The following is a 13,820-nucleotide window of genomic DNA, read 5'->3' as shown; positions in this document are numbered from 1 at the left end:
ACCTTTGCAAACCTTGGGAGGCAACTCCCCCTATGGCAGTCTCATAGCAGTATCGTGTAATACCCCGCGGTCTGGGCCTGGTGTATTTGCAAGCGGCAGTGTTTGGGCTGTTTGTAAACGGGTTGTCTTGTCTGTTAACTGCAAAGTGCAGTGGCGGGCAGCAAAACACTGGCGGTGTGGCTGGTTTAGGCAAGATGTGAAACCCAGCACCGTCCGTATTTGCTGCTTCCTGCTGCACACACAGTCTGACCACAAGCCGATTTGGAAACACTTGGTTCAGGCCGCCCACATTTAAAGGATAAGCGCATGTTTTGGCAGTTGAAAATCAAAGTGTCACCGAGTGAACGGGTTATCGTGACCGACGATAATCGCTTATTGACGGTCTTGGCTGCTGGCGAACACCGCTTATCTACCTTGGGCAAACAGCTCAAAACCTTTAAAGACAGTACCGAGAATTTGCAAGTGTCGTGGTCGGGTTTGGCGCAAGCCTTGCGTTACCAACGCGATGTGTGTGAGCAATTCTGGCAAGTGGTCGACGTACCCGACGGACACATTGCCTTGGTCTGGCACCGTTATCAGCCTTTGCAAGTCTTGCAAGGTGGACAAACACACGCGTTTTGGCGGCCTGAACAAGGTGAGCTTCATGTGCACATCGTGCCCAAACAACAACATTGGTTGGACGAGTCTTTACAACAAACATTGCTGTTGTCTGCGCCTTTGCCCAAACCCTTGAAAGCCTATACCGTCAATGCCGATGAGCGCTTGTTGGTGCTTGAGCAAGGCAGTTTGGTGCGCATCCTCACGCGTGGGCAATATGTGTTGAATGTGGATGAGGCCACGGTCAAGGTTTTGTTTGCCTTGACCCAGCCGCGTTTGTATGCCGACACGCCACAATTGCAAAGCTGGGCCAGCGCAAGCCCTGACATCGTTGCGGCGCATTTTGAATGCTTACAGGCCGCTGCTGATGAATTGTTGCTGTGTACTTACCAACAGCAACTGCAACACATCATACAGCCCAATACCCAAGCGTTTTTTTGGCGCCAAGCGCACGAGGACATGACGGTAGAGCGTTTACCGTTGCCTGCCGATGGCCGCATCAATGAAGCGGTGTTGGCGCAATTGCAGGCAGTGAATTTTCAGCAGCGAGCGGATTTCAGTGCCATGGTACAAACGGTGATGGTGCCGGCCAAACACCAAGCCGTGTTCAATACCGACCATCAGCATGAGCAGATTTTGGAAGCGGGCAGCCATTATTTTTGGCATTTGCACCAAACCCAGTCATGGCAAGTGGTGGATTTGCGCGTGCAAACCGTCGAAGTGAGCGGACAAGAATTGCTCAGTGCCGACAAAGTCACCATTCGCGTCAATGTGGTGTGCAATTACCATGTCACCGACAGCAGTGCTTGGGCGCAACTGTATGCCAAGGCCAGCGATTACCTGTATCGTGAATTGCAATTTGCGGTACGTGCCGTGGTGGGCAGTCGCAGCATAGACGAATTGTTGGCGGACAAACAAGCGGTAGACGAGGCCTTGATGGCACATGTGTTGCAACAAAATATCCTCGGCATCGCCATAGACAGCATGGGCATGAAAGACATCATCTTGCCGGGCGAAATCCGCCAAATTTTAACCAAAGTGGTGGAAGCGGAAAAATCAGCACAGGCCAATAACATCCGTCGGCGCGAAGAAACCGCTGCCACGCGTTCGCTGCTCAATACTGCCCGGGTGATGGAAGAAAATCCGACCGCTTTGCGTTTGAAAGAATTGGAAACCTTGGAAAAAGTCACTGAGAAAATCGACAAAATTTCGGTGTTTGGTGGCTTGGATGGGATCTTGAATGGCTTAATCAATATCCAAACCCCAAACAAAAATCAATAACACCCCTCGTGTGTGTGCGGGTGGTTTGAGTTTTGTTTGGTGTGAAATGCAGCAAAAAGCGCTGGTGAGGTAAGCTGGCGCTGATTCAGTTGGTTTGGGCCTGCTCGGCAAAACTTACGGCCGTCATCTCATCTGGCAAGGCTTCCAGTGCGTTCAGATAGCTGTTTAAGAAGATGATTTGTTTGGTGATGTCCAATTGCATGATCAATTCTAAGCAAGTGGTTTTGTTGCAATGGTCTAATTGCCTCAGCATGGCAATGATGCGTTCGGGGGTACTCAAACCCGGCCGTTTTCCCTGTAGTAGCCTCAGATTTCTCATAATCATTCTTTTTATTGATTTTTAATGTGAACACATCATAGTTTCTATTGTGACAGAATGAAAATTGATTTATTTAAAATGTGTAATAAATATATGTATTTGTACACTAAATCCTTATCAATTAGAGATATGGGGTAATCGGATGATTTTAAAGGGCTTTATCAATAGATGATAAATTCTTGATTTCAGTATTAATTGCTTTGAATTATTATGCTAATAGGATAATTTTATCCTTGAGCTGGAACTTTAGGGTTAAGGTCTAATATTTTGGTGGTTTTGCCCATTTATGATGCAACATCTTTGCCGCGTCAAAGAGCACAATGGGTGTCATGACGCCGCTTATACAGTCACCGCTGCAGATGTTTTGCGCGCGGTCAGGATGCGACTGTGCAAAAATGTGTAGTTTAAACGTCTTCTTAATCCTGTCCAAAAGGTTGTCACCGTGATGAAATTGCCCAAGCTTACCTTAAGACAATTGCACATTTTTGTCGCCATTGCCGAGCAAGGTTCCACCACGGCGGCGAGCACAGTCATTGCTTTGTCGCAATCGGCAGTGAGTGCGGCCTTAAATGAATTAGAGCGTTTGATGGACACGCAATTGTTCGATCGTGTCGGCAAACGCTTGGTGCTAAATGAAAGCGGGCGCTTGCTGTTGCAACACGCGCGGCCTTTATTGGATTTGGCTGAGCAATTGGAAACGGCATTGGACGACGACAATAAGGTCTTGCACAGTGTGCGTTTGGGCAGCACCACCACCATAGGCAATTATGTGTTGCCGAAATTACTGCAGCGTTTGGCTGCAAACGTGGCCATCACCCCGCTGTGGAATACCGAGGTGCGCATCCTCAATACCGCCGACATCTGCCAACAAGTGGCGCAATTTGAATTGGACATAGGCTTAATCGAAGGGCCGTGTTTGGACCCTATGCTGCAAGTGCACCCATGGCGCAGCGATGAAATGGTGGTGGTGTTGGCGCCGACGCATGCGCTGGCGACACAGTTGCAACACCCTGAAACAGTCGATGTGACTCAGTTACAGGCCGCTACTTGGTTGTTGCGAGAACAAGGCTCAGGCACACGAGTCATTGCCGACCAAATGCTGTTGCCGGTATTGGGGCAATATGCCAATGCTTTGGAATTGAGCAGCTCCGAAGCCATCAAACGCTGCGCCATCTTGGGTTTGGGCTTGGCCTGTTTGTCGCGCTGGGTGGTGGAAGAAGAATTGCTTACAGGCCGCTTAATGGTGTTGGAACACGTCTTTCCAGTCACTACCCGCATGTGTTCGTGGATTTGCCACCAAAACAAACACCTCAATCAAACCTTACTCAATGTGTTACACAGTTTGGACTGCGTAAAATCTACCTAAAAATACGGTTAATATAACCATATAAATTCGTTTTATCACTTAATTATCTTCATCTACACTGTCAACACGATGAAAAGAGTGTTGAAAAATGGCATATTTTGATAAAAAAATGATTTTAGGTTGGACAGCGATGGTGGCCATCGCTGTGGCTTGCTTGTGGGCGAGTCAATGGTCGTGGCTGCAAAGCCATGGTGTGAGTGCGCTGATTTTGGCAATCGTGGTCGGCATCGTGTTGGGCAATGTCACCAGCACACGCGTGCAACAGCGTTTGGACACCGGCATTGCCTCGGCCAAACACCATGCTTTGCGCTGGGGCATCATACTGTATGGTTTTAACATTACCTTCCAAGACGTGTTCAGCATAGGCTGGGCCGGCGTGGCCACCGATGTGGTGGTGATTTTGACGGTGTTTTTCACCGGTTTGCTGTTGGGCACCCGTGTGTTCAAACTGGACACCAATGAAGCGGCCTTAATCGGCGCTGGCAGTGCGGTGTGCGGTGCGGCGGCGGTCTTGGCCACTGCGCCGGTGATTAAGGCCAAAAGCGAGCACATTGCCGTGGCCGTGGCCACGGTGGTGGTGTTTGGTACGCTCAGCATTTTCTTATACCCAGTATTGCTGCAACAAATGGTAGCGCAGAGCTGGATAGACGGCCAACCGGTCTTGCAAGGCTTGTTCATCGGTTCTTCGGTGCACGAAGTGGCGCAAGTGGTGGCGATAGGCAAGGCGATAGACCCGCACACTGCGCAAATGGCGGTGATTGTGAAAATGGTGCGGGTGATGATGTTGGCGCCGTTTTTGATGCTGGTGATGTGGGTGTTTGCCCGTTTTCTGCCCAGCACAAACCAACAGGCCGCGAGCAGCAAAACTGGTATCACCATTCCATGGTTTGCGTTTGGCTTTATCGCGGTCGCGGGTTTGAACTCTTTACACCTGTTGCCGGCGGCGCTGCTGCATGGTTTGCAAGCTTTGGATGTGTTGCTGTTGTGTACGGCGATGGTGGCCTTGGGTTTTACCACCCAAATCAGCGTCATCCGTAAAGCTGGCATCAAACCGATGTTGTTGGCGACGGTGTTGTTTGTGTTGTTGTTGAGCTTGTCCAGCCTCAGTGTGTATTTATTAAACCCATATTATTAAGCGAGATGTCCTCTGCTCGACTGGATTGAAAGCCATCAAACTTGTTTGGTGACTTGCTTGTTTTGTAGATTTGTTGGAAGTTTTATTTTCAAAAGACACATGCGGCCTGTAAACGAAAAACCACGGCAGTGTGGCCGTGGTTTTGGGGTGTGTGTGCAGCTTGGTTTACAGTCCGCTTACTTGCTTAAATCAAGTCTTCCAATTGGGCTGCGTATTCGCGCACGTTTTGGGAGATTTTCATCGAGCAAAATTTGGGTCCACACATAGAGCAATAATGTGACGTTTTTTGCGCTTGCTTTGGTAAGGTTTCATCGTGCATTTTGCGTGCCGTTTCTGGGTCTAGCGACAAATTGAATTGGTCTTCCCAGCGGAATTCAAACCGTGCTTTGGATAATGCATTGTCACGCACTTGCGCACCGGGGTGGCCTTTGGCCAAATCGGCAGCGTGGGCGGCAATTTTGTAGGCCATTAAACCGTCTTTCACGTCTTGCTTATTCGGTAAGCCCAAATGCTCTTTCGGCGTGACATAACACAGCATGGCGGTGCCATACCACGCGATGTTGGCAGCACCAATCGCACTGGTAATGTGGTCGTAACCGGGAGCGATGTCGGTGGTGAGTGGCCCCAAGGTGTAGAACGGCGCTTCAAAACACGCGGCCAATTGTTCATCCATATTGGCGCGTATCATGTGTAAAGGCACGTGGCCGGGGCCTTCTACCATCACTTGCACATCGTGTTGCCATGCGCGTTGGGTCAATTCACCCAAGGTGCGCAACTCGCTGAATTGCGCCGCATCGTTGGCGTCTTGTAGGCAGCCGGGGCGCAAACCATCGCCCAAGCTGAAGGCCACATCGTAAGTCTTCATGATGTCGCAAATGTCGTCGAAATGCTCGTACAAGAAGTTTTGCTTGCCATGCGACAAACACCACTGCGCCATGATGGAGCCACCGCGTGAGACGATGCCGGTTAAGCGTTTGGCGGTTAAGGGCACGTATTCCAATAACACACCGGCGTGGATGGTGAAATAGTCCACGCCTTGTTCGGCCTGTTCAATCAAGGTGTCGCGGAACAATTCCCAAGTCAAATCTTCGGCCACGCCTTGCACTTTTTCCAAGGCTTGGTAAATCGGCACCGTGCCTACGGGTACAGGTGCGTTGCGGATAATCCATTCACGCGTTTCGTGGATGTTTTTGCCAGTAGACAAATCCATGATGGTATCGGCACCCCAACGCGTGGCCCACGTCATTTTCGCCACTTCTTCATCTATGGACGAGCCCAGTGCCGAATTGCCGATATTGGCATTCACTTTCACCAAGAAATTGCGCCCAATGATCATCGGTTCGGTTTCGGGGTGGTTGATGTTATTGGGGATGATGGCGCGACCGGCAGCCACTTCTTGGCGCACAAATTCTGGCGTGATGTCGGCAGGAATGAGCGCACCCAAAGGTTGACCGACATGTTGCTGCTGCAACACTGCATCGCGCACTTGGTAACGGTGCATGTTTTCACGGATGGCGATGAATTCCATTTCAGGCGTGATGATGCCTTGTTTGGCATAGTGCATTTGGGTGACGTTTTTACCGGCTTGGGCGCGACGCGGCAGACGCAAGTGTTCAAAGCGAATGTCGTCCAAAGCTTGGTTGGCCAAGCGTTCGCGGCCGTAAGCCGACGATTGCGCGTCCAATTGCTCGGTGTCGCCGCGCGCTTCTATCCAAGCCGCACGCAGCGCTGGCAAGCCTTGTTGTAAATCTATGCTGACTTCGGGATCGGTGTATGCGCCTGAGGTATCGTAGACCAAGACGGGCTCGTTTTTGCCACCGCCCAAATGTTCAGGTGTGTCGGCCAAATGAATGGCGCGCATGGGCACACGGACATTGGCTTGCGAACCGATGACATAGTTTTTCTGTGAGTTGGGGAAGGCGAATTGGTGGGAGGTGGTTTCCGTAGCTGCAGACAAGCACGGCGTGATGGTAATGTGTTGATTCATACACTTAGCCTTATGTAACGTGGTGAATGAATCAAGCTCACGCAACATCAAGACATGTGCAGACACACAAGGCGCATAAGCGGCCTGTAAACACATGAAATAAAGAAGCTGCGTCACTTGATTCCTACGCTGGTACTAACCAGATCAGGTTCAACGGCATCCGCATTTTTGATGCGATCTCAGCTTGCAACACAAGCACGCCGTCAAGTCGACAGGTGGCAGTGTAGGGGCTGGCGCGGCTTTTGTCCAGTTGCTCAGGCAGGAAGAGGGTGGATGAATCAGGGTAAGGACGGCAGATGGGCAAGCAGAAAAAGCCAGCGGCACCGATAAGATGAGGGGTAATCGGTACAGCTGGCTGGGAATGGATTTCGTGGCCATGAATGGTTTTCACGACCCAAGTTTAGAATTGTTAACGTAATCCTCTTCCATTAAGGGGATGATGTTAGTAATCCCTGTCTGATTGGTGTTAGATTTTTAAGGTAGCACCCACATCTTGGATTTTACGACGTGCCATCGCCAAGTTGGCCTTGTTGATGTCCAATACCGCGTACACAAATGCCCCTTTGACCGCAGGAATCAGGTAAATGATGTGGTATTGCTTGCCCAAGGTAATCAAAATATCGGTGATGTAATCGTCCAAACCCAAAATTTCCATGGTTTTCAATTTAGAACGCACCACTTCGGTGTTGCCGGCTGAAGCCATTTCCAAATTCAAACCTGTGCCTGCTGATTCCAACATCATGCCGCTTTTGCTGTCGACGATGCTGCAACACAGTGCGCCGTCCAAAGTCATGATGTCGTTTAATATCTCTTTAGCGTTTGCCATAATTGTTTCCTTAAGGAGGGTTAAGTGCATGAATGCTTTGATTCATGCAAGGTTTGACGGTGTGTTGCTTCGATTTGGCTGAATAAGGCCTCCAGTAAAAGCAATACATCGTTTTTTTCACGCGCATCTATGCTCAAAATAGGCGCGTTGATGTGAAATTTTTGTAAGATTTTCCAATAATCTTTGGACTTGTAATGGGCACTGACGTCTCCGTGGGTCAGGCCCAATACCATCGCCACCTGTTCTTTTTGTAATATGGGCAAGAACGCTTGCAAAAACTGTTCGGTTTCATGCAAAGCATTGTCACGGTGGTTGTTGGCCAATAACACGATGCCGATGACGCCATCGGACAACATGTCCCAAATAAAGGAAAACCTCACTTGCCCAGGCAAACCATACAAACGCAAGCGGTTGTTCAGATAAGCCAAATGGATTTCCCCATAATCAAACGCCACGGTGGTATGGGTCTTGCCTATGTCTTCTATGTCGGAAGCCCTCACATCGGTATACACCGTAGGAATATCGCTGATGCTATTGATGGCGGTGGTCTTGCCCGTACCCACATCACCTGCAAAAAGCACTTTGAATTTCTTTAACATGCCTCATACTTTCAGTGTGTGTTTACTTGATGCCCAAGTCTATGCGACATCCTTGTATTTCAGATAAGCTTAATGTGGAGGTAATCTGCGTGGTTGGAGGCGGCTTAAGGTCACTGTCCAAACCGGTGTGCACCAAGCAATCATTGAGCAAGCAGCTGTTCAAAAACCCCATGCATTGCTCATGCGACAAATGAAATTTCTTTTTCATTTCTTGAATGCTGATGGCTTGTTGTGCCATTAAGGTGCACAAACGCAGGTAGATATGATCGGTTTTCAGCTGACCAAAGTCGGGATAATGGGTGATGAAAAATTGGCTGTTGTCGGCCACAGGTACCAATAATTGATGGCGAAGTTGCTGGCCTATCAGCCACAACAATCTGTCCAAAAAATGTGGGGTAAAACTGCGTTCCAATTGTTTGCTGGCATCGGTTTTGATGGCCAACACCGTGCCGCCCAATTTGAGTTTGTCGATTAAGGACAACAGCGTTTTGTTGCTGTCGTTATACTGGCTTTTATCGGCAGCAGAGACATGAAACAAATCGGCAGGGAAATTCAAAATCAGATTTTGTAATGGCGTTTTCAGCGCAAACAAGCCGTCTTTCAATACCGGTTGCAACAGCAATTGCGCCAGCTCAGTCAGATTGGCGAACGGTATTTCACTTGCTGTCACTGGTTTGCTTTGCGGCGCTTGTTCTAGCTTCAAATAGCTGGATAACAATTGCTGCATATTGTCGGTGCTGATGTCCAAACTGATGCAAGGAACTGATGCAAGGATGCCCCATATGACCGCCTTGCTGCTCATCGCTGATGAAAAACAGCATGGGCGTGTTGGCATCTTTGGGCTGTTGCAGCAAGACATGCGCAAAAGGGGAGGAAACTGGCAGAAACAACAAATCAGCAGCAAGGCCACGGCTGAAACGCACATCCACAGACATGGATTGGCTTACCGCAGTGATTTTGTCTTTGAGCAAGGCTTCGTTTGGCAGCGTTAAGCTGAGAAACGAAACCCTGATAGTGGTCTTATCCATTACTCTCGTCATTACCTACCAAGCAATCGACCATTTTTAAATGCTTTGTACCTACATTAAAAAAACATTTAAAAATAATCACTATTAATCACTTGAATTTCCTATCGAAATTCAACTTTAGGCATTGTACTTTACAATGGATATAATCTCAAGTTTTATTCTAATTTGATATTATTGCCATTGGTTATTTAATGCTTGCTGCTGTAAAAGCCATAAAAAAGCGGCCTGTAAACTTTTACAGGCCGCTTGCTATGCGTGTGAATACAATCAGCTAAGGTTTAATACCCATCAGCTTTTTTTGCCGCCATTGCGATTGGGTTTGCTGGGCTTTTTGCGGCTGTTGCGCTTGGCTGCTTTGCTGGTGGTGGTTTTCTCCGCACCACTGGCGCTGTTGCTGCTGGCGCTGACCCCTTGGGCGCTGCGGCGGGCTTTGCGCGATTTGGGTGGGCGCGATTGCGCTACTTGGTTCGCGGCCGCACGACTGGTTTTGCGGCGCTTGCTGCTGGCGCTGGATTCATCCGTGGCGCTGGTTTTGTTGTTCTTGCTGCGGTTGTCGCTGCGGGTTTTGCGTTCGCCTTTGGCCGATTTGCCACCGCCAGACACCAAGCTTAAGTCTATCTTGCCAGTATCTAAATTGGCGCTGGCCACTTTCACCACCACCGCATCGCCCATTTTGAAGACCACGCCGCTGCGTTCGCCTTCTATGGCCATGATTTCAGGGCGGTAGTTGAAATAGTCTTCGCCCAAATCACTGATGTGCACCAAACCGTCGATGTACAAATCGTTTAAGGTCACGAACAAACCAAAATTGGTGAGGCCAGAAATGCGGCCTTCGTACACTTCGCCAACTTTGTCTTGCATGTAATACGTCTTGAGCCAATTTTCCACCCCTTTGCTGGCCTCGTCGGCACGGCGTTCGGTGTAAGAAGTGTGCGTGCCCAAGCCCGGCCATGAATCGACTTGGTATTTTTCACCCAACAGCACCGCTTTGATGGCGCGGTGTACGGTTAAGTCGGGATACCGGCGTATTGGCGAAGTGAAATGGGTATAGGCTTGGTAGGCCAAGCCAAAGTGACCATCGTTCTTCGCTTCGTACATCGCTTGCTGCATCGAGCGCAGCAACATCACTTGCAACAATTCCTTGTCAGGGCGGCCTGTAAACTGTTCGGCCAGCGTGGCATAGTCTTTCGGAGTGGGGTTGTCACCACCGCCCAATACCAAACCAAACAAGGCCAGTTGCGTGCGCAAGGTTTCCAATTTCTCAGGCGTTGGGCCTTTGTGATTGCGGTACAGCGATGGGTGTTTGCTCTTGAGCAAGAATTCCGCCGCACACACGTTGGCCGCCAGCATGCATTCCTCAATCAAGCGGTGGGCTTCATTGCGTACCACAGGGACGATGCGGTCGATTTTGCCATTGTCGTTGAACACCATTTGCGTTTCGACGGTATCGAATTCCATCGCGCCGCGTTGTTGGCGTTTTTTAAACAGCTTTTGGTACAACTGGTACAAGGTGTCGATTTGCGGTTTCAAATCGTGTTGCTCACCTGATTCTATCCATTGCCACACTTGGGTGTAGGTCAAGCGCGCATGCGAACGCATTACCGCAGGGTAAAACTCATACGATTTCACATTGCCCATATTGGTGATGACCATGTCACACACCATGCACAAACGCTCCACATCCGGATTAAGCGAACAAATGCCATTGGACAGGTTTTCTGGCAACATCGGAATGACACGGCGCGGGAAATACACGCTGGTGCCGCGTTCGCGTGCATCGATGTCGATGCCATCGCCATCTTTGACATAGTGGCTAACGTCAGCAATCGCCACCACCAAACGGTAATTGCGACCGATTTTCTCGGCATATACCGCATCGTCAAAGTCGCGCGCGGTTTCGCCGTCTATGGTGACCAAAGGCAAGTCGCGCAAATCAACGCGGCCTTTGCGCTCAGCAGGTTTGACCTTATCCGGGATTTTACCGGCTGCTTTCAAACAAGCAGGTGAGAATTTGTGCGGCAAATGGTGTTTGCGCACCGCAATCTCGATTTCCATGCCGCTGTAGGCATAGTCGCCCAAGACTTCGATCACTTTACCAGTGGCAGGCAGATTTTTTTCAGGATAGCGCGTTAATGCCACATTGATGACTTGACCATCTTTGGCATCCCCAATGCTTTTGGCATCCAAGACGATGCTTTGCGAGATGCGTTTGTCTTCCGGTATGGCCACGGCGATGTCGCCTTCTTTGGCCAAACGCGCCACCACCGAGGTATTGGCTCGTTCGATGATGTCCAGCACTTGCCCCTCACGGCGACCGCGTCTGTCCACGCCTACAGGCCGCACCGTCACCACATCGCCATGCATCAGGCCGCGCATTTGGCGTTCATACAATACCAAATCGGTATCGCCTTCTTTTTTTTCTACCGGCACTGCAAAACCAAAGCCATCGCTGTGCGCTTCAATGCGGCATTTGACCAAAGCCAGCTTCTCCGCCACACACACCAAACCACGGCGGTTGATGTGAACCTGACCATCTCTGACCATCGCACCCAAGCGACGGCGAAAAAATTCCATCTCATCTTCACGAATTGACAACACCGTGGCCAATTCTTCCGTGCTCACCGGCACGCCTTTTTTCTCTAATAATTCAATCACCCACTCACGACTGGGGAGTGGATCGCTGTATTTTTCTTGTTCACGCGCAAGAAACGGATCTTGGGCGCGTAAATTATTTTTTCTTTTTGTCATTGACTTTCTCAATAAGAAAACTATAATGCGGACTTCGCAATAAAACGCATTGTGCATCAAATTTGCGTTTTCATCTATGCCCAGGTGGCGGAATTGGTAGACGCGCATGGTTCAGGTCCATGTGCCAGCAATGGTGTGGAAGTTCGAGTCTTCTCCTGGGCACCAAAGATGTTTTAACTCTCAAGCAGTTGCAGGGTGTTACCAGACTCTGTCATCAAATTATTTCAAACAAATATTTCTTAAATTCAGGTGAGTTTTTTTGACACAAGTTCAAAATAGCGCCGCTTGTATGTTGCGTACCGCTGTCTTTGTCTGCGTGATGACCGAATAAGTTCAATTAAGATGTGATTGTGCAAACCTGCGCCAGTGTGTTTGGCAGTTTCTCATGACTTTACAGGCCGCATATTATGGGGATTGCGTAAGCAATCGTTTGAATGAATTTTAAATTGCAGGCATGTGAAAGCCCACCGCTGATGGCAGAGGTGGGCTGAGTAGGTAACACTATAGGATATAGAATGCGTTTTAATAAAAATAAATGACCAAACCTTTATTAAAATGTATCCAGTCGCACTGAATAGCTGACCAAGCTTCCCAAGTTTACAAGGCCAATATGGGAGGCAACTTCACTGATTAGGAGTCTTCGTTGCGAGGCTCGTTTCAAAGACAAGTTGATTATAGCCAAAATAAATATTAAGTCAAATCAAGTACCTTATTCATACACGAAACACAGGCTTACAGGCCGCATCTTGCTAATGTAGGTATGTCATTGCAGCGAGAGCATCGCCCCCAGCATGGTGTTGAAGCAGTGGGTGGCTGATGTGGTGGGTGTTGCCAAAGTGATGTCATGATGTATTGGCAATGATTCACAGCAAGCTGGTATCAAGACAGTGTTTTTTGTTGCAATGCAAACAAGAGTGATTTAACTTTGTTGCAATAATTTTTGATTTATTTGGCTGTTTTAAATATGAAATACCAATTTTGTGTAAATACAGATTTATTTTTGATACAAAATGTTGATATTGTGCCTGAATAGGTTTTATTGCGTATGGATGACTTCAGGATGCTTGAATAAACTCATATGGAGTATTAGTATGGTCTTACTACTTCGACACCAGTGGGGAGTATGCATCGTGCAAGGAAAGAAATATTGGCCAGTGAAACAGCAATTTTCAGCCGAAGATAAGGTGTATTATCAAATCATGGAATTTGAAGCCCGAGGTGAGCCCAAGCCGTATGTGGATGAGCAGGCGAGTGTGCTGATGTTTGAGGCGTTCAATGATGCCATCAATTATATACGCGAGCGCAATCTCAGACAGTTGCTCAGCTAGGTGCAACAGACAAACGCCAATAAAGCCACGAATGAGTGGCTTTTTTCATGTCTGTATGGCGGCAAAACCGCCTACACAAAGGCTTACAACACCGATTCTACCCAACGCACAATTTCGCCCACAGGCATGGCGCCTGATACGCGGGCGATTTCTTGTCCTTCTTTGAACACTGCCATGGTAGGGATGCTGCGTATGCCATACGGTGCGGCGGTTTGTGGATGGGCTTCGGTGTCTAATTTGCACAATTGTGCTTTGAATTTTAAACGCTCAGCGGCCTCAGCAAAAGCGGGCGCCATCATTTGACACGGGCCACACCACGGCGCCCAAAAATCCACCACCACGGGAAATTGGCTGCGCTGGATGTGGCGCGCAAAACTGTCTTGGTCTAACACCACCGGCTTGCCGGTGATCAAGGCTTCCTTGCAATGGCCGCACACGGGTTGCTCGGTGAGTTTCTGTACGGGCACGCGGTTGGTGGAATGGCAGTGGGGGCAAACACAGTGCAGGGTTTCGTTCATGGTGATTCCTTTAAGGTGTGAACCTTGGCTTGGGCGGGCAAGATTGTTTTCAAGATGGTTTAAATAAAAAGGCATGGCGCCAGCATAC

At 49.0% G+C, this 13,820-nt stretch carries 12 protein-coding genes, 1 tRNA gene and 1 riboswitch; of the genes, 6 read left to right on the top strand and 7 right to left on the bottom strand.

The genetic code is table 11. The features are described 5' to 3' along the window. The first annotated feature begins 306 nt into the window (after nt 1-306). The gene (locus BN3003_RS15415) at nt 307-1,878 is read left to right on the top strand and encodes a slipin family protein (protein ID WP_058357511.1); all 1,572 of its coding nucleotides are present in this window, start codon (nt 307-309) and stop codon (nt 1,876-1,878) included. Between the two features lie 85 nt (nt 1,879-1,963). On the opposite strand, the gene BN3003_RS15410 is transcribed toward BN3003_RS15415, so the two are convergent. After that, on the bottom strand, nt 1,964-2,158 hold the full coding sequence (locus tag BN3003_RS15410) for a hypothetical protein (protein WP_058357510.1): 195 nt from the start codon (nt 2,156-2,158) through the stop codon (nt 1,964-1,966). Nucleotides 2,159-2,642: 484 nt separating this feature from the next. On the opposite strand from BN3003_RS15410, the gene BN3003_RS15405 reads away from it, so the two are divergent. Further along, nucleotides 2,643-3,563, top strand: a complete 921-nt coding sequence (locus BN3003_RS15405; RefSeq protein ID WP_058357509.1) for a LysR family transcriptional regulator — start codon at nt 2,643-2,645, stop codon at nt 3,561-3,563. An 88-nt stretch (nt 3,564-3,651) separates the two neighbouring features. Further along, nucleotides 3,652-4,698: a YeiH family protein gene (locus tag BN3003_RS15400; RefSeq protein ID WP_199822602.1), complete on the top strand. Its 1,047-nt coding sequence runs from the start codon at nt 3,652-3,654 to the stop codon at nt 4,696-4,698. A gap of 184 nt (nt 4,699-4,882) precedes the next feature. Here the strand turns inward: BN3003_RS15400 and thiC are convergent, their stop codons facing one another. From thiC to BN3003_RS15380, 4 genes are all read right to left on the bottom strand, one after another. After that, nucleotides 4,883-6,685, bottom strand: a complete 1,803-nt coding sequence (gene thiC, locus BN3003_RS15395) for a phosphomethylpyrimidine synthase ThiC (RefSeq protein WP_082625695.1) — start codon at nt 6,683-6,685, stop codon at nt 4,883-4,885. Nucleotides 6,686-6,789: 104 nt separating this feature from the next. Then, nucleotides 6,790-6,898: riboswitch (TPP riboswitch) on the bottom strand. A 253-nt stretch (nt 6,899-7,151) separates the two neighbouring features. Continuing rightward, complete coding sequence (locus BN3003_RS15390) at nt 7,152-7,511, bottom strand: hypothetical protein (RefSeq protein ID WP_058357508.1); 360 nt, start codon at nt 7,509-7,511, stop codon at nt 7,152-7,154. A 20-nt stretch (nt 7,512-7,531) separates the two neighbouring features. After that, complete coding sequence (locus BN3003_RS15385; protein WP_058357507.1) at nt 7,532-8,110, bottom strand: GTP-binding protein; 579 nt, start codon at nt 8,108-8,110, stop codon at nt 7,532-7,534. Between the two features lie 22 nt (nt 8,111-8,132). Continuing rightward, a complete protein-coding gene (locus BN3003_RS15380; RefSeq protein ID WP_058357506.1) occupies nt 8,133-8,837 on the bottom strand; it encodes a hypothetical protein in 705 nt (234 codons plus the stop codon). A gap of 55 nt (nt 8,838-8,892) precedes the next feature. Between BN3003_RS15380 and BN3003_RS15375 the strand changes: the two genes are divergently transcribed. Then, nucleotides 8,893-9,102: a hypothetical protein gene (locus tag BN3003_RS15375; protein WP_058357505.1), complete on the top strand. Its 210-nt coding sequence runs from the start codon at nt 8,893-8,895 to the stop codon at nt 9,100-9,102. 324 nt (nt 9,103-9,426) lie between these two features. On the opposite strand, the gene rnr is transcribed toward BN3003_RS15375, so the two are convergent. Next, nucleotides 9,427-11,886 carry a ribonuclease R gene (gene rnr, locus BN3003_RS15370; RefSeq protein ID WP_058357504.1) on the bottom strand — a complete coding sequence of 820 codons (2,460 nt, stop codon included), beginning with the start codon at nt 11,884-11,886 and terminating at the stop codon, nt 9,427-9,429. A 78-nt stretch (nt 11,887-11,964) separates the two neighbouring features. Between rnr and BN3003_RS15365 the strand changes: the two genes are divergently transcribed. Together BN3003_RS15365 and BN3003_RS18920 are read left to right on the top strand one after the other, a co-directional pair. Then, nucleotides 11,965-12,051, top strand: a tRNA-Leu gene (locus BN3003_RS15365). 965 nt (nt 12,052-13,016) lie between these two features. Then, complete coding sequence (locus tag BN3003_RS18920; protein WP_147645454.1) at nt 13,017-13,214, top strand: hypothetical protein; 198 nt, start codon at nt 13,017-13,019, stop codon at nt 13,212-13,214. Nucleotides 13,215-13,297: 83 nt separating this feature from the next. Here BN3003_RS18920 and trxC read toward each other — a convergent pair whose 3' ends face one another. Next, entirely contained in the window at nt 13,298-13,732 is a 435-nt protein-coding gene (gene trxC / locus BN3003_RS15360; protein WP_058357503.1) for a thioredoxin TrxC, read from the bottom strand. Nucleotides 13,733-13,820: the final 88 nt, after the last annotated feature.

Origin of the sequence: Vitreoscilla massiliensis, from assembly GCF_001457815.1 — a bacterium.
Lineage (GTDB): Bacteria > Pseudomonadota > Gammaproteobacteria > Burkholderiales > Neisseriaceae > Vitreoscilla > Vitreoscilla massiliensis.
Note: the sequence above shows the minus strand (reverse complement) of the source record. Positions and strands in the feature narration are given on the sequence as shown.

What these genes read in the sequence shown, in the direction of transcription:
- BN3003_RS15415 (WP_058357511.1), top strand. Translation starts at nt 307, where the DNA reads ATGTTTTGGCAGTTGAAAATCAAAGTGTCACCGAGTGAACGGGTTATC.
- BN3003_RS15405 (WP_058357509.1), top strand. Translation starts at nt 2,643, where the DNA reads ATGAAATTGCCCAAGCTTACCTTAAGACAATTGCACATTTTTGTCGCC.
- BN3003_RS15400 (WP_199822602.1), top strand. Translation starts at nt 3,652, where the DNA reads ATGGCATATTTTGATAAAAAAATGATTTTAGGTTGGACAGCGATGGTG.
- thiC (WP_082625695.1), bottom strand. Translation starts at nt 6,685, where the DNA reads ATGAATCAACACATTACCATCACGCCGTGCTTGTCTGCAGCTACGGAA.
- BN3003_RS15390 (WP_058357508.1), bottom strand. Translation starts at nt 7,511, where the DNA reads ATGGCAAACGCTAAAGAGATATTAAACGACATCATGACTTTGGACGGC.
- BN3003_RS15385 (WP_058357507.1), bottom strand. Translation starts at nt 8,110, where the DNA reads ATGTTAAAGAAATTCAAAGTGCTTTTTGCAGGTGATGTGGGTACGGGC.
- BN3003_RS15380 (WP_058357506.1), bottom strand. Translation starts at nt 8,837, where the DNA reads ATGCAGCAATTGTTATCCAGCTATTTGAAGCTAGAACAAGCGCCGCAA.
- BN3003_RS15375 (WP_058357505.1), top strand. Translation starts at nt 8,893, where the DNA reads ATGACCGCCTTGCTGCTCATCGCTGATGAAAAACAGCATGGGCGTGTT.
- rnr (WP_058357504.1), bottom strand. Translation starts at nt 11,886, where the DNA reads ATGACAAAAAGAAAAAATAATTTACGCGCCCAAGATCCGTTTCTTGCG.
- trxC (WP_058357503.1), bottom strand. Translation starts at nt 13,732, where the DNA reads ATGAACGAAACCCTGCACTGTGTTTGCCCCCACTGCCATTCCACCAAC.